Below are 16,347 nucleotides of genomic sequence, written 5' to 3' on the forward strand. Positions count from 1 at the left end.
GTCCCGGGTTCGGGCCGTGATCCGCAGCAGGTCACCGCTGGCCTCCACACGATCGACCCGTACCGCGGCCAGCTGCGGTAACAGGTCTTCCAGCCCTATTGCACACACCACCAGGATGACGCCGCCAACCAGCCGACACCACAGGCCAGTTGACCCGATCACCCGCTACGAAAATCTTGGAAGACCCGCTCGCTTTACAGACCCCCAGGCATCAACACGCCCTCGCGACATAACCGACGAGTGTCCAAGATCACGGGGAAACTACAGGTGTCGTTGAAGACGGCGAGGATGCGCGGGTAGTCCGGGTGCTCAGGCAGCTCCAGACTTCCTGCTGGGTCGACCGTCCGGGCCGGGATTCGGTTGGCGAGGCGGGTGATGGTCGTGCGGGTGATGGCGAGGTGTTCCAGACGCAGTTCGGCCTCACGGAGTCGGGTCTGCAGGGCGTCGATCTGGGTGCGGAGATCGTCGGCCAGGGCCCGGGCAGCGTCTTCCTGAAGGCCGAGTGGCTGGGGGAGAGGGTTCAGGTTCACGCGCCGGCCACCCGCGGATCGCGCCAGGTGAGCGTGTTCGTGCCGGTGAGCCGACGGGCTATGACGTGGGTCATGGCCCAGTAGACGCGTGAGGCGGAGGAGGCCGGACGGTGTTCGTAGTCGCGGACCAGCCGCCGGTGCAGTATCAAGATCCCGAACGTCTGCTCCACCCGCCACCGTTTCGGCTGCGGAACGAATCCCTGCTCCTCAGGGTTGCGCTGGACGATCTCGACGTCGATACCGAGGGCGGCTCCGTGCGTGACGACCTGATTTTTGAAGCCCTGGTCGACCAGGGCTTTGCTGACCGAGCCGCCGGCCGCGACGGCGACCTGGTCGAGCAGAATGATGCCGGCGGTGTTGTCGTGGACGCTCGCGGCCAGCACGGTGACGGCGATGACCAGGCCGAGGACGTCCACGGCCAGTCCCCGCTTGCGGCCCGGTACCCGTTTCGCGGCGTCTTTGCCCGTCGTGGCCACGGGGACCCCGGTGGCCGCCCCGACACTCTGCGTGTCCATGATCGCCAGGGTCGGGTCCTCTAATCGCCGGTTCCTCTCCCGCACCTGGCAGCGCAGGAGTTCATGGATCTGCTGGTCGGTGCCGTCGTCCCGCCATGCGGCGAAGTAGTAGTACGTCGCACTCTTCGGCGGCAGGTCGTTCGGCAGGAGAGCCCACTGACAGCCGGTCCGGGACTGGTAGAGGATCGAGTTCACGATCTCCCGCATGGAGTAGCGGCCCTGGTGGCCGCTGACGGAACGGTGCCGGTTCTTCCAGGCCGTGAGTATCGGCTCGATCAACGCCCATTGCTCGTCCGTCAAGTCGCCTTGGTACGGCTTGCGTTCACTCACCCCACCGATCCCAGCAGGCCACCGGCATCGGACCGGCGCGTTCCGCCTCTGTCCACACCATCAGGCGACACCAGAATGACTCATATGCTCACGAACCGCCCACTGAGTTGGGCAAACACCGGCACCTGAGCGATGCCATGTCATGATCTGCTCAGACTTCGACGTGGCCGCCGGCCTCGAGGCGGCGCACTGCCCGCCGTACGGAGGCACGCTGGGCGTCGTTCGGCTGCTCGACTCCGTAGACGACGCGGGCGAGGCCGGTGACCGAGGCGCCGCCAGCGGGGTGCCGTCGACGGTGCTGCGGCCGCCGGGCTCGCTGCGCACGTACGCCAGCACGGCCCGCTGCACTCGCCCGAGTCCTCGTGACAGTGTCCCGCTCCGCCCGGGTCTGGGATATGAGCGCTTACTGCCCTGTCTCAACGAGGTTGGTCGTCCGCGCGGTGCTGACCTGAGTGGACTGGATTCGCCTTCGTCCTCCGGCGCCGGCGACTCCCGAACCGTTCATGTGGTCGCGGACACGTGCGGTCAGTCCGCTGTGTACCGGGCTCCTGGCATGCCGGTAAGCCTGCTGACGTCGATCTGCTCGGTCAGGCGGTAACAGTGAAGCCGTGTCGCCGACCGAGCTTGGTCAGGGATGGCTGATCGGGGACGCCGTCCGCAGCGGCGCCTTCGTAGCCCAGGCGCCGCTGCCACGCCGCGTACGCCGTGATGGTCAGGCACTCGAAGTCGCCGTCGGTGTTGATGCTGTCGAGCAGGCCCTCAGCGTGCAGGGCCCCCTCGACGAGGCGGATGCCGTCGGGGTAGGTCGGGTGGTCTTTCACGGCGCCTGGGGAGGAGTGGGTCAGGGTGACGAGGCGGCCGAGGTCGATGCTGGGCTCGCCGTCCGTGTCGAGCGCCAGGATCTCCGTCGCACGGGCGATGATCTGGCCGCGCTGTGCCTTGCGCTTGTCACCGGGGCAGTGCGGGTGCCCGCCCCAGGCTTCGCCGCCCACGCCGTGCCAGGTCAGGCCGGGCTGGGTCGTGCTGTCCACGACGTGCAGCGGCCAGCCGAAGGTGGAGTTCCCCCAGGCGTAGATGTGCGCCACCCCCTCCACCTGGGCGGCGGTGAGCGCGGTGTCCGGGTGGCCTTCGGTCTCCACGCTTGTGTAGTACGGGTTGCCCAGATGCTGCGCGAAGGCGTAGTCGCGGCCGGTCTCGACGTACTGCTCGATCCGGCCCGTGGTGCTGACCCAGAAGTCCGAGCTGACCTGCTTGGCGGGACTGTTGAAGTAGCCGTAGGGGCTGTTGTTGCCGTCCTGGACGTGCAGGACCAGGCCTCGCTGTTCGAGGACACCGTTCTCGTGGGCGTTGACGACGGGCCGCCAGGCGGCACCGGGCATGCGTGACATGGATTCTCCAGGGCATGGCCGAGGCTCCGGGCGGGACGGCACCGGAGCGGGAAGCGGGCGGGACGGCTCGGTCCACGACGGTCCGAGCATCCAGCGGAGTGCAGCTCAGAATCTGCATGCCCTGGCCGTGGATCCCGTGGACGACACGGACCGCATTCGGGTGGATGGAGCCGGGTCCGTCACACAGTCCTGCAGCGGACTCTGATGCCCTGGGCGGCGCGACCAGGCTTGCTGTGACTGAAGCCCGAACGCCTCGGTTCGCTGAGAAGACGACTCGATCGAGTGAGACAGGACACTGACGGTTTGGCCGGGATGATCGAAGTGAAGGTGTTGGGCATCTGAGCAACGAGCGCTCACGCCCGCGCCTGCAGCGGCCGGCCCTTCCACGGCGGGGCACAGGGACGATGAACCCTCCGGGGCTCAACCGGCCCCGGAGGCTTGTCCCTTGCTCCGCGGACCCGTTCAACGAACGGCGTGCGTCGGCGTCACGCCACGGCGGCCTGCTTCGCCAGCGCCGCGAGCGGGGAGCGGCGGCCTTTCTCGACTGAACGCAGCTGCCCTCAGCCGACGTCGGCCCGCGCGGCGAGCGCGTCGACGGACGCCGCGGTGTACAGCGCGACGTCGACGGCCCCGGCCCGGGAGGTGCCGAAACGCACCTCGATCGACTCGGCTGGCCTGATCCACTTCAGGAGCAGCATCCAGTCGAATTCGACTCTGCGGCAAGGCGACGGGTTCGTAGATTCTCGGAGGCGTTTGACCGGGAACCCGCTGGCCCCCAGCCTTCGGAGAGGGCCGGGACCAGCGGGTTCGTGGTGGTGCGGAACAGCCTGCCACCGAGCGGGAACACTGAGTGCTACTCAGGCGTTATAGGATTACAGGCCACGCGGTGAGGACTCTCAGGTCCATCGTGCGGCGGCAAGCAACCTCGTCTGGGTCCTCCCCGGCCGGGGTTTTCCCTTTGTGGGCCCGCGACAGTTTCGGGCCTCTCGCCAAGGGGAGGATGCCATGCCTGCACTCGAACGTAAGCCGACAGCTCATCGGCTGATCCGGGCTGCCGTCTTCAGTTTTATCCAAGGTGTGGCCGCCGCCCTGGGCGGGTTCGCGGTCACTGCCTTGGTCTGGTGGATCGAACACCGGTAACCCGCAGAACGGGATTCATGCTCGGGTGGGGTCCTTGGCGAAGCGGTGCGGGTGGGCTGCCTGGACGTATCTCATGGCGGTGGTGTCGGCAATTCCGAAGACGCGCATCAGGTGGACGGGGTCGGCGGTCTCGTGCGCCTCGTCGAGGAGTCTGTCAATCCTGAGTTTCTGCGGCTGGAGGCCGAGTTCGGTGAAGATCGGCTGAAGTCCATACTTGGCGATCTGCGGACCGTCTAGATCGAAAGCTGTCTGCTGTGTCACGAACAGGTGCGGGTTGATGCTGCGAGCCCAGCGCTCGGACCGTTCACGAAGTCACTCCGTGAGGAGTTTCATGCTCAGCTCGTCGAGATAAACGATGCGCCTGTCGTAGCGGCGGTGGATCGTCAGGCGCCCGGCAGAACGATCGAGATCCGCTAGCAGTAGGCGGCGGATCTCCGTCGGTTTGAGGGCATGAACGGCGACTAGGGCGACGACGGCCTTGGCCATGGCGGTTGGCGCCCTGTCCAGGAGGCCGGCGAGCCGGTCGGGCGGGGGCACCGCCAGCTGGGATGTTGGCCACCTGGTGTGTGCCGCCGTTGATCACGAGACCGTTGTTGGCGGGAGGATTCTGTTGCCGGTCGTCGTCGCTCATGATGAGAACCCCCTATGTGTGCTGCCGTCGGCAACGCCCATGGCGGCCGCGCTGGACCACTGCGGGGCGCTCCCTCATCCGTCGCCGATGGGAGCCCGCGCTCAGCCCGGCATCCGCCGTCTTCCGATAGTGCGGTACTGGCGAACTATCCGTGCTGGAATTGGAGATCTCGGGCGGGACCGTGTCACTTGAGCGACAAGCACGCGACCTGGTCAGCGCACAGCCGACGCCTCGCGGCCGCACGTCAGGTCTGGCGATACCCGGAGCCGGTCCAGGGGACTCGCCGGTCGGGGTCGTGGACGGGGCGCCACACAGGTGCGGAGGGGCCGCGGTGGAGCAGGTCGGCCAGCGGCGCGGCGAGGACGGGGCGTCGTGCAGGAAGCGGGAGGGCGCCGGCAGCCGGGCTCCGGCGCGCAGGGCGCTGATCCGGTTGTCGACGCCGGCGGGTCCGGTGCCGTCCAGGACGAACAGGACGCGGGGGAAGAGCGGGTAGCGCCGCCGCCACTCCTCAACCGCCGGTTCCTGGAGGGTCGGCCGGCGTCCGGGGACCGCGGGAACGTAGCGGTGGAGGCGCTCGTACGCGGTCAGCTTGGCGGCGAGACGCTCGGGGCCCAGGTGGCCCGGTCGACCTCCACGAACGTCCGCAGCGTCGACCCGCTGTCGCCGTCGGCGGGGCCGCGCCGATAGTACAGGAGCGCGTCGGGGATGACGGCCTCGCTGCTCCCGATCGGGTGGTGGACCTCGGGGATCCAGTCCAGCGGCTCGCACACATCGCCGCGGCGGCGGGCGTCCTCGAGGAAGACGAGCGCCGTCTCGGTCACGGTCAGCGTGTGGCTGGCCTTCAGCCGCACGGCGGTCGGATCGGACACGGTCGAGGAAGACGTCGATGTCGCCGGTGTCGATCACATGCAGGCCTCTCCATCACGCTTTCGTCCGGCATTGCCAGGGGCGCCGAGCTGCCACATCCACGTTACGGAGAGCTCTTCCGGATCGGGTGAAGCCGGTGCTCAAGCCCCTCATCAGCGGTCCGTCGATGCCTCCGGACCCGGTGACACCACCCCCGGATCATCAAAAACAGGAGGGGGAAGTCATGCCGGACCCGAAGGCCGGAGGCCCCGTTGCGGAGCCACGAAAAAGGTAACGGGGGCTGGTCTCGCAGTGTCTGCCGTGTGGATGCTGTCCTGGCTCAGGTGGGGGTTGCCGGGGAGTGGGTCCAGAGTGCGGATGGCTGCTGGCGCGTCGTGGCTTATGTGCTCTGTGGTGGGTGCGGGTCCTGCTGCGGTGCCGTCCGGCAGGTGTCAGGAACCAGCTCGCCGGCCGGCTGGCCCGTTCCTGCGGCTGGTTGGCCCGCTTCTGGGGCCGGGCTCGGCCGGAGCCGGGCATCGGGTACCGGTTGCGCTGTGCCTGGGCGGTTTCCGGAGCGGACCGTGGTCTGGTGGGCGGGGGCCCCGTCCGCGGCGCGCGGTCTGTGAACGGGCGGGTGGTGGTCATGGTGGTGGGGTTGGTGGGTTGGGGTGGTGGGGGAGTTTGAGTTGGAGTTGGTAGCCGCCTTGTGGTGTGGGGCCGGTGGTGATGGTGCCGCCGAGGAGTTCGGCTCGTTGGGTGAGGCCTGCGAGGCCGTGGTGGGCGCTGGGGAGGGTGAGGGGGTTTCGGGTGGGGGCGGTGTTGGTGATGGTGGTGTGGAGGATGCCTTGGGTGAGGTGGATGTGGATGGTGGCGGTGGCGCCGGGGGCGTGTTTGCGGATGTTGGTGAGTGCTTCCTGGATGGTGCGGTAGACGGCGCGTTGTGTGGTGGGGGGGAGTTCTTCGGGTACGTCGGTGTGGAGTGTGGTTTCGATGCCGCCGGCTTCCAGGAGGTGTGTGAGGTCGGCGAGGGAGGGCTGGGGGGTGAGTTCGGTGGGTCTGCTGCCGGAGGCGCGTAGGACGCCGACCATGTGGCGGAGTTCTTCGAGGGTCTGCACGCTCAGGCGGCGGATGGTGGCTGCGGCCTGTCTGGTCTCGGTGTCGGGGCCGGCGACTTGGAGTGCTCCGGCTTGTACGGCGATGAGGCTGACCTGGTGGGAGACGACGTCGTGTATTTCCCGGGCGAGCTGGGCGCGTTCTTTGGCGAGCACGCTCTGGGCGGTGAGCAGGCGTTCTTGTCTGCGGGCGCGGGAGATGTCGGCCAGGCGCAGGGAGAGTTCGCGGCGGGCCTGGACGAGCTGGCCGAGGAAGACGGGGGCGGCGGCGGTGGCGAGTGTGTAGCTGAGGTGGAAGAGGCTGTTGGTCTGTGAGAGTTCGGTGGCGTCGAGGGAGGACCAGGGCCAGGGCAGGAAGTCGATGATGGCGTAGAGGAGTGCGCATCCGCCGAGCAGGAGGCGGTGGCGGTTGAGGGAGGACAGGGTGTACAGCGCGGCCGTGGGGGCGACCACGGCGTCGGTGACCAGGCCGGTGGGGAGGGTGAGGGCGAAGGTGGTCAGGGGCAGGCGGTGGCGCAGGACGAGGGCGAGGGCGCCGAGCAGTGCGCAGGCGGTGGTCGGCCGGTCCTCGAGGTCGGTGTGGGCCCATGCGTCCGCCAGTGCGACCGCGACCAGAGCGATGTCCATCAGCACAGCCCGCGGCTGTCGCCGGCTCATCGGGGGTTCTCGTCCCGGGGGCGGGTGAGCAGTCCCGCGCGCTCGGCGATCAGGGCTGCCTGGACGCGGCTGCTCACCTGCAGTTTGGCGAGGACGCTGGTGACGTGTCCTTTGATGGTGCCGGTGCTCAGGTGCAGGCGTTCGCCGATCTCGTTGTTGGCGAGTCCTTCGGCCATGAGGACCAGTACGTGGCGTTCGCGTTCGGTGAGGCGGGCGGTGAGGCGGCCGGCGGTCAGGTCGCGGACGCTGTTGTCGAGGTAGCCGCCGACCACCCGCCGGGTGACCTTGGAGGAGAGCACGGTCCCTTCCCCGGCCAGGCTGCGTACGAGGTAGGGGAGCTGTTCGGGGTCGGTGTCCTTGAGGAGGAATCCCGCGGCGCCCGAGCGCAGGGCTCTCGTCACGTACTCGTCGGTGTCGAAGGTGGTGAGCATGGCGGTGACCGGGGCCTTCGGCATGCGGCGCAGTTCGGCGAGGATTGTCAGCCCGTCCACGTCGGGCATGCGGATGTCGAGCAGGACGACGTCGGGGCACAGTTCCCGCACCGCCCGGACGGCCTGGCCGCCGGGTACCGCGGCGACGACGTCGATGTCGTCGGCGGCTTGGAGGATGTGTGTGAAACCCGTGCGGATCAGGGCTTCGTCGTCGACCACCAGGACCCGGATCATGTGTGCTCCGCTCGTCGCATGCCTCCGTCGGGGCCTACCCGTGCGGGAGCGGGTCCTTGGGCGGCCGGCACGCGGAACCCGCCGGTTGGCGGCGTGGTCTCAGCCGGTCGGCGGGCGGTGCCCTCGCCGGCCGGCGGCGGGCGGGCGGCCCCGGCGAACGGCGCGGCCCGCCCGCCGGGGCCGCAGCCGGGACCTCCCCGCTCGCCGCACGGCGCCGGCCGGGGAGGCCGAGCCGGGGAGGGGGGAGAGCACAGGGTGCGGGACGGGTCGCGGGACCGTGGCCGCCCGTCTGCTTTTCGCCCGGCCGTGCGCCGGCGGGGCCCGGTCTTGCCGCCGGGAGGCCGGGGCGGCTCGCCCCCTGTTCCCGGATGGCACGTTCCTGCCGGCGGCCCGGCGGCCCGGCGGCCCGGCGGCCGGTTCTCGGCAGGAGCGGGCGGGGCGGTGTCGGCCGCCGGAGCCGGGGTCGTGCCGGCCGTTGCGCAGGCCGCCGGCCGGCGCGCGTGTGCGTGTGTGTGGTTTTAGTTCATCTGTCCGGTGCGGGCGTCGTGCCACAGGTCGACGCCGCCGCCGTCGACGCCGCCGTCGACGGTGTGGGTGTCGATGTCGGCCAGTTCCTCGGCGGTGAATTCCAGGTTCTGCAGGGCGGCGACGTTCTGTTCGAGCTGCTCGGTGCGGGAGGCGCCGATGACCAGTGAGGTGATGCGCCGGTCACGCAGGGCCCAGGCGAGTGCCATCTGTGCGAGGGTCTGCCCGCGGCGCCGGGCGAGGGCGTCGAGCGCGCGGAGCCGGCTGATCATGTCGCCGGACAGCCAGTTCCTGTCGAAGGACGTGCCGGCCGCGGCCCGGGAGTCCTCGGGGATGCCGTCGAGGTAGCGTCCGGTGAGCAGGCCCTGCGCGAGCGCGGTGAACCCGATGACGCCGAAGCCCTCCTCCTGTGCCGCGTCGAGCAGTCCGTCGGTCTCGATCCAGCGGTTGACCATGCTGTACGACGGCTGGTGGATGAGCAGGGGGGTGCCCAGGTCCCGCAGGATCGCGGCGGCCTGCCGGGTGCGCTCGGCGTCGTAGGAGGAGATCCCGGCGTACAGGGCCTTGCCCTGGCGGACGGCGGTATCCAGCGCGCCCATCGTCTCCTCCAGGGGGGTGCCGGTGTCGAGGCGGTGGGAGTAGAAGATGTCGACGTAGTCGAGGCCCGTGCGCCCCAGGGACTGGTCGAGGGAGGCCAGCAGGTACTTGCGGGAGCCGCCGCCCTGGCCGTAGGGGCCGGGCCACATGTCCCAGCCGGCCTTCGTGGAGACGACCAGTTCGTCCCGGTACGGTGCGAGGTCCTGCCTGAGCAGCCGCCCGAAGGTGAGTTCTGCGGAGCCGTAGGGCGGGCCGTAGTTGTTGGCCAGGTCGTGGTGGGTGATTCCGAGGTCGAAGGCGCGCAGGGCGATGTCCCGCTGGCTCTCGAAGGAGCGGTCGTCGCCGAAGTTGTGCCAGTAGCCCAGGGACAGGACGGGCAGGTCGAGGCCCGAGCGCCCGGTGCGCCGGTAGCGCATCGTGCCGTTGTACCGCTCGGGGTCCGCGACGTGGTTCATGGGGGTCTCCGCAGGTGGCAGTGGGTTTTTGTGCCGTTCGGGGGGGGTGAACGTGCCTACTGTGCCCCGGCTCGTTTTCCGAGTCCAACAGCTCCCGCGCATCGCATTCATCGGTGTCATTTCTCAAAGAGGGCCCCGCGGGGCAGGCGTGGCCGCTGCCTGTGGCGGAGCAGCGGTCTTCAGGGGGGGCTGGTCCGGTGTCCCGCCTCTTCCGGCGGGGATCCGGAGCCGGGGCAGCGGCCGCGTTCGGGCGTGCTCGGCGAGGCTCGGGGTCGTGTTCGGTCTGGCTGTCCGGGCGGTTGGCCGGTGGCCGTGCGGGAATGGTCCCGGGTTTCCCGTCGGTGCAGTGGCATGTCTGTCATGTCCCCGGGCGCCGGCGATCAGGCGGGCGCCGGCGATCAGGTGCTGCCGGAACCCGTCACCGGCCGGCAGCGTGGCGGGCGCAGCCGTCTGCTCTGGCGAATCCGCGGAGGTTCACTGCATGAGTGGTGCGTCGAGCTGCTGGTCCGGTGATCGCTGCGGGGTTCCTGGTCGTCGTGCCGTACTGGTCCGAGCCGGGGTTTCCATGGGGGTTCAGGAGCCGGAGAGCCGTCTGGAGTGTGAGTCCGGCGGCCGTTTTGGAATCCGGTGGTCGGCGGAGGGTTTTCTGTGGCGGGGTGGATCAGGCGGAGCGGGTCTGTGCCGGTCAGGGGTGGCGTGGGGGAGTGAGGCGGGCCAGGAGCGCGGCTGCGGGTGTGGTCGGTGGTGACAGGCTGGTCGGCCGGCCTCGTGCAAGACCCGGATCCTGCCGCCCGGCCGCCCGCTCGGCACCGGCCGCAGCTTCGGCGCCGTCGGCGCCGCAGTCGCCACCATCGGTTCGACACTGCTGGTGTTCGGCTTGGTCAGCGGCCCGGACAAGGGCTGGGGCTCGCTGGAGGGCCTCGGCGCCCTGATGGCCGGCGCCCTGATGGTCGGCGCGCTGCTGCTGGCGCTGTTCGTCCTGATCGAGAAGCGCTCCGCCGACCCCCTGGTGCCCCTGAAGCTGTTCCGCCTGCGGGGCCTGAACGTCCCCATGCTGGCGCTGATCGTCTTCCAGGCATCTCTGGGCGGTACGTACTACCTGCTCACCACCTACCTGCAGTCCGTGCTGGACTACAGCCCGTTCGCCGCCGGCATCGCCTTCCTGCCGCCGACCGTGATCTGCATGGCGGTGGCGATGAAGCTCAACGCCCGGGTGCTGGGCCTGCTGGGGGTCCGCACGACGCTCTTCCTCGGCACCGCCGGTACCGCCGTCGGACTGGCCGCGATCATCGCCGGCTGTCCACGCACGGCTCCTACTGGGCACTGCTGCCGGGGATCGCGATCTGGGGCGCCGGCGGCGGCTTCGCCTTCCCGTCGCTCTTCGTCGCGGTGGCGTCCTCGGGGGCCGAACCGGCCCAGCAGGGGGTCGCCTCGGCGCTCGCCTCCACGTGCCGTCAGATCGGCGGCGCCCTCGGCCTCGCGGCCCTGGTCGCGGTGGCCAACGCGCACGCCGGCCACCACCCCGGCCCGCATGCGCTGGTCGGCGGGCTGCGGACGGCAGGGTGGGCCGCGGCCACGGGGACGCTCGGCGGTGCCTTCATCGGACTCGGCCTCAAGAAGCAGTCCCGGCCGGCCCCCACGCCCGCCACCGCCCCGGCGCCGGCGCCGGAAGCCACCGATGCCGCCGCGCAGGCGGGCTGACGCCGTCTCCACCCGGTGAGAAGCTGTGTCAGAACCGGTGATCTGTGACGCTCCGTGACTGGTGGACCGGCGGGTGCTGCAGGGCGCCATGGGTCGCTATAGGGGCCAGAATTGGCCATGTTGGCTCGGAATCTGGTGATGTTGGTGGTGCGGGGTGGACTCTGGGCGCATCGCCGGGCCGGTGTTCCGCAGCCGACGCAGGACGCCGACGCTTCGGCCCGCGCCGGGTGGTGCGCCATGGCCCCAAAGGTGGAGATGGTCGGGAAGGTCACACGGAGCCGTTACGACGAGCTGGTGGCCGAGTCTCTGGACATGGTGGAGGAGGACACCCGCTGCCAGTTCGGCCTCGGGGACGCCGCTCTGGAGCTGGAACCGCTTCGCGGGCACGGCGGTCACCTGCCGCTCGACGAGGGTGACCAGGGTGTGGAGGAATCGCTGCGGCTGTTCGCAGACGAGATCGGGCTGTCCTTCTACACGGTCCGGACGCACCGGTGGGTGGCCGCGCAATGGCCCGTCGAGCACCGGCAGACGGGGGTCTCCTGGGAGGTCCACCGGATCCTGGCCTCCGTACCGGACCGGTTCGAGCTGATCGGGAACCCGCCGTTGAGCGAACGCACCGGCCGGCGCCGGTGGAGTGCGGAGGTGGCGAAGAAGTTAGTGGGCTGGAAGACCGAGGAGGTCCTGGTCCCGGTCACCGTCCAGGAGAAGGTCGAGGCGATCCGGGAGTTGGCGCGTGATGACGAGGTGGTGGCGGCGCAGGTGGCCACCGACTTCCTGCGCCGGCCGGAGGTGGCGTTCAAGGCCATGCGCGACCCCGAGGCCCGGGAGAACGTGAACGAGGCCCAGTTCGAGCAGGCCGAACTCGAAGATGACGAGTTCGAGGAGGACTACGACAACACCTTCGGCACCGACGAGGACGGCGACCGGTTCGACGACCCGGCCCGCATCGTCCACAGCTGGCGGAAGTCGATGGAGTTCTCCGACCTGATCGCCGTCTGTCAGGGGTTCATCGCCGGGGCTGCCCGGCTGGTCCCGAAGCTGCGAGGGCATGAGTTCACCGCCACCCAGACGAAGTTGTTGGAAAACCACTTGGAGAAGATCCGCGCGACCGCTGACTGGATCGAGACTGCGGCCGCGACCGGGCAGGTCGATCTCGACGAACAGCTCGCCCAGCTGCTGCGAGGCCAGTAGTCATGGGGGCGGGGCTGCCCGCCCACGTCCACGGCCAGGCGGTACGCAAGGCTCTGCAGGAGGCACGGCCAGCGGGTTTGACGCTTCCCCAGTTGTGCCGGGCGACCAAGCGCACGCCGTCGCAGGTCTGGGCGGGCCTGAGGTTCCTTCGGAAGGTCGCGGTCAAGGAAGGCCTTCCGCCGGTGACCTACAGCAGACGGGACGGTTTTCAGATGTCCGAGGAGAGCGAGGTCTGGATCTCCTACGAGCGGGCGATCTTCCAGGCGGAACTGCACCGGGTCACCAACTTCATCACCGGGATCATCGCCCCGCACGCCAGGAAGGCCCCCGACGACGAATGGATCCGCCTGGTCCTGGACCAGCTCGGCGGCGTCAAGGCCACCCTGGAAGTCCTCACCCGCATGGAACGCTGATGAACACCATCAATGAGACCCGGCCGCCGACCATGCGCGAGCGGCGCTACCCCAGTGACACCTCAGACGCCGAATGGGCCGTCCTCGAACCACTGCTGCCTGTCCCGGCCTGCACGTTGCCCACGGGCGGACGCCCGGAGAAGCACCCGCGCCGCAACGTGGTCGATGCCATCCGCTACGTCAACGACAATGGGTGCAAGTGGAGGGCCGTTCCCGTCGACTTCGGGATCCCCTGGCGCACTGTTTATGGGTTCTTTCAGAGGTGGCGGGCAAGCGGGGACCTGGCCCGCATCCATGCCGAACTGCACGAACTGGTCCGCCTTCATGACGGCCTCAATGCCCGCACCGTCGCGGTGATCCTGGACTCCCAGTCCGTCAAGGGCGCTGAAACAGTGGGCCAGGACACCCGCGGTTTCGACGGCGGGAAGCTGATCAACGGCAGGAAGCGGCACCTGGCCGTGGACATGCGGGGCATGCCGATCGCCGTCATGGTGACCCCCGCCTCCCCGCACGACAGCATCCCCGCGCGCGACCAGTTGTTCCGGCTTCGCCTGACCCACCCCGAACTCACCGCCGCCTGGGCAGACTCCGCCTACGGCGGAACCCTTATCGACTGGTCCCACACCTTCCTCGGGATCACCCTGAAGACCGTGCCCCGCCGCAAGGACCAGGACGGATTCGCCGTCCTGGCGAAGAGGTGGCGAGTCGAGCGGGCGATCTCATGGATCATGAGAGCCAGGAGAAACGTGCGCGACTACGAGCGGCTCATCTCCCACAGCGAGGCCCACATCACGTGGACCTTCATCACCCTCATGGTCCGCCGCCTCACCCGCCCTCCCCGACCACCGCGCACGTCACCGCACCCTGTCGAGCCGGTGAAAGTGGCCGGCAAGCCCAAGCCCATACGCATCCGGATGCAGCAGCCACAGACGATCCGGCTGGCCCCCACCACCTTGCGCTGACCTCGGATTACCTTTCCCTCGCTGGCAGCAGCGTGGCGCGACCCGGGCACGGCACTCGCGCGGCCGGCAGGCTGCCGCCCCACTCCTGCAACCGCCGAGTCAATCGGCGCGGGCGTACCCCGGGTGGCGGGTCATCGAGCGGTAAGGACATGCGCCCACGGTTCATCGATGTCGGCCAGCCCCAGCACGGCGACCACGTTGTCGAGCATTCCGGCGCCGAACCAGCGCCTCACGGCCTCGTCGTCGCCCAGCAGCTGCCGGACGGTGTCAACCTGCTTGGCGTAGCACCGGCGCACGGCCTGTGCCACCAGCGGCTCGCCGACGGCACAGTTCGCATGCATCAAGAAACGCAGGATGTTCCGGTCCGCGACGAGCGCGGCGTAGGCGCCGCGTGCGGCATCCAACGCCACGTCGGGCGAGAGGCCGGCCCCGCCCGACGCCGGCGAGTGAGCGACCAGCGTGTCGGCCATGACGACCGACACGTGGTCGACCGCCGCCGCGAACAGCGCTTCCTTGTTCGGGTACAGGCGGTAGAGGTACGGCTGAGAGACGCCGACCCACGCTGCGATCTCGTGCGTCGTCGTGCCGTAGAAACCTTTTTGCGCGAAGCAGTCGACCGCGGCGGCCATGATGGCCCGGCGTCGTTCGTCGCTCTTCGTGCTGGTACCGGCGGCAGGCATGGGCGTCAGTCAAACACGGCTCCCCTCAGCCCCCAAAAGTCACGCTGAGGTCGGAGTCGGACGGCACGTCGTCGGGCGTGAGCGCCTCGATCGCCACCAGCGGGTTCCAGTAGTCCAGGTAGTGGGTGATACGCCCGTCGTCATCGGTCCGCACGACGGAGATGCACACCTGCTCGTACGGCTTGCCGGTCGGCAGAGCCGTGCCCTTCGAGCGGAACTCGGCGATCACCAGACGCGGATCGACCGTGTCGTGGAAGACCAGGTCGACGAACTCCACGTCGAAGGTCCCGGGAAAGTTGCTCATGTGCGCGACCAGCGCGTCTCGCCCCGTCACCCGCTGGGGCACACCGGCCGGCGCGTACGGGAACTCCAGCACCGCGTCCGGGGCGAAAAGTTCCACCCATTCCTCGACGCGTCCCGCGGCGGTAAGGCGCAGGTGCTCGGCCAGGGCGTGCTGGGCAGCGGCCCGGCGGGCGGCGTCGTCTTCCGTGACTGTCATCTTCACTCCTACGTTAGTGGTCGACCTATAACCTACCACGTCGGCAGCCGCTTCGGGTAGGCGAGCAGAGGTAGCTTCAGGGGCCCCGATCCGGTTCACGTAGAGGATGGTGTCCAGAAAACGCCCCGTAGGCGGCTGGCGACGGCCCGGCACTATGGGCGCCCGTCACGCAGCGTCACGGATCACCGGTTCTGGCACAGCTTCTAAGCGGCTCGGGAAGAGGAGCGACAGCGTGTGGAACGGGAAGCCCGGCGCCCCGTGTGCGCGGGCTGCGGGAACAAGTTCACACGTCGACCGCTGGGCATCGGTCGTGCATGACTGGCGTCAGTCGCACCCGCACGTGTGCGAGGACTGCCAGAGCCGGTCCGTCGTAGCCGAGCGGCAGGCCGAAGCCGAGATCCCCTGACAGCCCCTGCGGCATCGTCACTGCGGCAAGCCGGTCTCGGCTGCCCGGCGGAAGACGTCCCCGCACGTGGGGGTCCGTATCGGTGCGCGTTCGGCGAGGACGAGCAGCGCGTGGCGCAGTTCCGTGCTCAGCCGGGTGAGCCGGTGACCGTACTCTCCGCCCTTGTAGACGTGTAGGCGGAAGACGTTGACGGCGTGTTCGACATGGTCGTCGGTGAAGGTGTCCGGGAGTCCGGCCAGCAGTTCGTAGTCGCGCTTGCCGGTCGCCGCATCGGCCACGACGTTGAGGGACACGGCATCTAGTTTGGCAGCGGACAGGGAAGAGTCGACCGCTACGGCATGGGCCGCGAGGGCTGCGAAGGTCTCGATCAGCCGCTCGCCTGCTGCCGTGTCGATACCCCAGGCCTGCAGGTTCTCGTGGCGGCGAGCTTGCCGCCACGGCTCTTGGTCCACCAGCGGAAGCAGGACACGGCCCAGATATGTGCACCGATGCCACAGCATGTCGTGGTCCGAGGTCACGGTAATTCCTCTCGACGGCGAGTGGAGGGCCCGGCGCCGGGAGTAGACCGATGACCACCAGACCCTCCAATTTCCCACTAGGTGCAGGGGACGTACAGAAGGTCGCTGTATACGACGCCGCTGGCGGGGGTGCCGATCGAGGACACGAAGGTCCCGTACGTTGTGGTGCGGAAGGCACGGTTTGGGTCACCGGTGTGGTTCACGCAGGTTGCCGCTGCGGTGGACGACCGCAGAGGTGGCGCGCACAGGGCCTGACGCGCGGTTCCGGTTGTGTACCACATGCTCGAAGTGTTGCTGTAGTACTCGAGGTCCACCTCGCTGGTGCAGGCCACGGGACCACCTGAGCACGTACTGATGCCTCCGGTACCCGTCATTCGGGAGCCGCTGTGTTTGGGCTGTGACGCGTAGAATTCGCAGCTCGTCGCTTCCGGGGCTGCGTCCTGCACGGTCACCGTGAGCTCAGGCGGTCCCGGATTCGGTGGTGGGGCTGCTAGCCTCGCGCTTTCGCGAGTGGGGTTGTCCGGGTCTTGATCAAATAAGCGGAGAGTGCTGCTGACCTGCAACGATGGGACTTGTCGAGGGTCCT

18 protein-coding genes are annotated in these 16,347 nt (G+C 69.1%); 4 read left to right on the top strand and 14 right to left on the bottom strand.

The genetic code is table 11. The features are described from left to right. Window positions 1–194: 194 nt before the first annotated feature. From ABZ887_RS49560 to ABZ887_RS49610, 11 genes are all read right to left on the bottom strand, one after another. Entirely contained in the window at window positions 195–530 is a 336-nt protein-coding gene (locus ABZ887_RS49560) for a hypothetical protein (RefSeq protein WP_361306041.1), read from the bottom strand. After that, window positions 527–1,375 carry an IS5 family transposase gene (locus ABZ887_RS49565; RefSeq protein ID WP_361306043.1) on the bottom strand — a complete coding sequence of 283 codons (849 nt, stop codon included), beginning with the start codon at window positions 1,373–1,375 and terminating at the stop codon, window positions 527–529. Before ABZ887_RS49565 ends, ABZ887_RS49560 begins: the two co-directional genes overlap by 4 nt. Before the next feature lie 587 nt (window positions 1,376–1,962). Beyond that, window positions 1,963–2,763, bottom strand: a complete 801-nt coding sequence (locus ABZ887_RS49570) for an N-acetylmuramoyl-L-alanine amidase (protein ID WP_361306045.1) — start codon at window positions 2,761–2,763, stop codon at window positions 1,963–1,965. A 560-nt stretch (window positions 2,764–3,323) separates the two neighbouring features. After that, window positions 3,324–3,461 carry a hypothetical protein gene (locus ABZ887_RS49575; RefSeq protein WP_361306047.1) on the bottom strand — a complete coding sequence of 46 codons (138 nt, stop codon included), beginning with the start codon at window positions 3,459–3,461 and terminating at the stop codon, window positions 3,324–3,326. A 457-nt stretch (window positions 3,462–3,918) separates the two neighbouring features. Further along, a complete protein-coding gene (locus ABZ887_RS49580) occupies window positions 3,919–4,164 on the bottom strand; it encodes a hypothetical protein (protein WP_361306049.1) in 246 nt (81 codons plus the stop codon). A gap of 51 nt (window positions 4,165–4,215) precedes the next feature. Beyond that, a complete protein-coding gene (locus tag ABZ887_RS49585) occupies window positions 4,216–4,389 on the bottom strand; it encodes a hypothetical protein (protein ID WP_361306051.1) in 174 nt (57 codons plus the stop codon). A 729-nt stretch (window positions 4,390–5,118) separates the two neighbouring features. Then, window positions 5,119–5,403 carry a replication-relaxation family protein gene (locus ABZ887_RS49590; RefSeq protein ID WP_361306053.1) on the bottom strand — a complete coding sequence of 95 codons (285 nt, stop codon included), beginning with the start codon at window positions 5,401–5,403 and terminating at the stop codon, window positions 5,119–5,121. Between the two features lie 618 nt (window positions 5,404–6,021). Further along, window positions 6,022–7,149 carry a histidine kinase gene (locus tag ABZ887_RS49595; protein WP_361306055.1) on the bottom strand — a complete coding sequence of 376 codons (1,128 nt, stop codon included), beginning with the start codon at window positions 7,147–7,149 and terminating at the stop codon, window positions 6,022–6,024. Next, window positions 7,146–7,814: a response regulator transcription factor gene (locus ABZ887_RS49600; RefSeq protein ID WP_361306057.1), complete on the bottom strand. Its 669-nt coding sequence runs from the start codon at window positions 7,812–7,814 to the stop codon at window positions 7,146–7,148. The genes ABZ887_RS49595 and ABZ887_RS49600 overlap by 4 nt, the downstream gene beginning before the upstream one ends. Window positions 7,815–8,332: 518 nt before the next feature. Continuing rightward, window positions 8,333–9,391 carry an L-glyceraldehyde 3-phosphate reductase gene (mgrA, locus tag ABZ887_RS49605; RefSeq protein ID WP_361306059.1) on the bottom strand — a complete coding sequence of 353 codons (1,059 nt, stop codon included), beginning with the start codon at window positions 9,389–9,391 and terminating at the stop codon, window positions 8,333–8,335. Between the two features lie 1,131 nt (window positions 9,392–10,522). Continuing rightward, window positions 10,523–10,699, bottom strand: coding sequence for a hypothetical protein (locus ABZ887_RS49610; protein WP_361306061.1), 177 nt, complete (start codon window positions 10,697–10,699; stop codon window positions 10,523–10,525). An 81-nt stretch (window positions 10,700–10,780) separates the two neighbouring features. On the opposite strand from ABZ887_RS49610, the gene ABZ887_RS49615 reads away from it, so the two are divergent. The 4 genes from ABZ887_RS49615 (at window position 10,781) to ABZ887_RS49630 (ending at window position 13,658) form a co-directional block, all read left to right on the top strand. Further along, the gene (locus tag ABZ887_RS49615; RefSeq protein ID WP_361306063.1) at window positions 10,781–11,092 is read left to right on the top strand and encodes a hypothetical protein; all 312 of its coding nucleotides are present in this window, start codon (window positions 10,781–10,783) and stop codon (window positions 11,090–11,092) included. A gap of 237 nt (window positions 11,093–11,329) precedes the next feature. Next, window positions 11,330–12,283: a DUF6192 family protein gene (locus tag ABZ887_RS49620; protein ID WP_361306065.1), complete on the top strand. Its 954-nt coding sequence runs from the start codon at window positions 11,330–11,332 to the stop codon at window positions 12,281–12,283. Window positions 12,284–12,495: 212 nt separating this feature from the next. Then, on the top strand, window positions 12,496–12,696 hold the full coding sequence (locus ABZ887_RS49625; protein ID WP_361306067.1) for a hypothetical protein: 201 nt from the start codon (window positions 12,496–12,498) through the stop codon (window positions 12,694–12,696). Window positions 12,697–12,728: 32 nt separating this feature from the next. Beyond that, on the top strand, window positions 12,729–13,658 hold the full coding sequence (locus ABZ887_RS49630; RefSeq protein WP_361306075.1) for an IS5 family transposase: 930 nt from the start codon (window positions 12,729–12,731) through the stop codon (window positions 13,656–13,658). Window positions 13,659–13,789: 131 nt separating this feature from the next. Here ABZ887_RS49630 and ABZ887_RS49635 read toward each other — a convergent pair whose 3' ends face one another. From ABZ887_RS49635 to ABZ887_RS49645, 3 genes are all read right to left on the bottom strand, one after another. Beyond that, entirely contained in the window at window positions 13,790–14,338 is a 549-nt protein-coding gene (locus ABZ887_RS49635) for a TetR/AcrR family transcriptional regulator (RefSeq protein WP_361306069.1), read from the bottom strand. Window positions 14,339–14,363: 25 nt separating this feature from the next. Further along, on the bottom strand, window positions 14,364–14,837 hold the full coding sequence (locus ABZ887_RS49640) for a nuclear transport factor 2 family protein (RefSeq protein WP_361306071.1): 474 nt from the start codon (window positions 14,835–14,837) through the stop codon (window positions 14,364–14,366). Between the two features lie 423 nt (window positions 14,838–15,260). Further along, on the bottom strand, window positions 15,261–15,761 hold the full coding sequence (locus ABZ887_RS49645) for a hypothetical protein (protein WP_361306073.1): 501 nt from the start codon (window positions 15,759–15,761) through the stop codon (window positions 15,261–15,263). Between the last annotated feature and the right edge of the window lie 586 nt (window positions 15,762–16,347).

Origin of the sequence: Streptomyces sp. NPDC047061 (assembly GCF_040643955.1) — a bacterium.
In the GTDB taxonomy this organism is placed as follows: domain Bacteria; phylum Actinomycetota; class Actinomycetes; order Streptomycetales; family Streptomycetaceae; genus Streptomyces.

Excerpts from the sequence above, each read along its gene's own strand:
- ABZ887_RS49595 (WP_361306055.1), bottom strand. The coding sequence starts at position 7,149 with ATGAGCCGGCGACAGCCGCGGGCTGTGCTGATGGACATCGCTCTGGTC.
- ABZ887_RS49620 (WP_361306065.1), top strand. The coding sequence starts at position 11,330 with ATGGCCCCAAAGGTGGAGATGGTCGGGAAGGTCACACGGAGCCGTTAC.
- ABZ887_RS49570 (WP_361306045.1), bottom strand. The coding sequence starts at position 2,763 with ATGTCACGCATGCCCGGTGCCGCCTGGCGGCCCGTCGTCAACGCCCAC.
- ABZ887_RS49625 (WP_361306067.1), top strand. The coding sequence starts at position 12,496 with ATGTCCGAGGAGAGCGAGGTCTGGATCTCCTACGAGCGGGCGATCTTC.
- ABZ887_RS49640 (WP_361306071.1), bottom strand. The coding sequence starts at position 14,837 with ATGACAGTCACGGAAGACGACGCCGCCCGCCGGGCCGCTGCCCAGCAC.
- ABZ887_RS49635 (WP_361306069.1), bottom strand. The coding sequence starts at position 14,338 with ATGCCTGCCGCCGGTACCAGCACGAAGAGCGACGAACGACGCCGGGCC.
- ABZ887_RS49585 (WP_361306051.1), bottom strand. The coding sequence starts at position 4,389 with ATGGCCAAGGCCGTCGTCGCCCTAGTCGCCGTTCATGCCCTCAAACCG.
- mgrA (WP_361306059.1), bottom strand. The coding sequence starts at position 9,391 with ATGAACCACGTCGCGGACCCCGAGCGGTACAACGGCACGATGCGCTAC.
- ABZ887_RS49630 (WP_361306075.1), top strand. The coding sequence starts at position 12,729 with ATGCGCGAGCGGCGCTACCCCAGTGACACCTCAGACGCCGAATGGGCC.
- ABZ887_RS49575 (WP_361306047.1), bottom strand. The coding sequence starts at position 3,461 with ATGCTGCTCCTGAAGTGGATCAGGCCAGCCGAGTCGATCGAGGTGCGT.
- ABZ887_RS49600 (WP_361306057.1), bottom strand. The coding sequence starts at position 7,814 with ATGATCCGGGTCCTGGTGGTCGACGACGAAGCCCTGATCCGCACGGGT.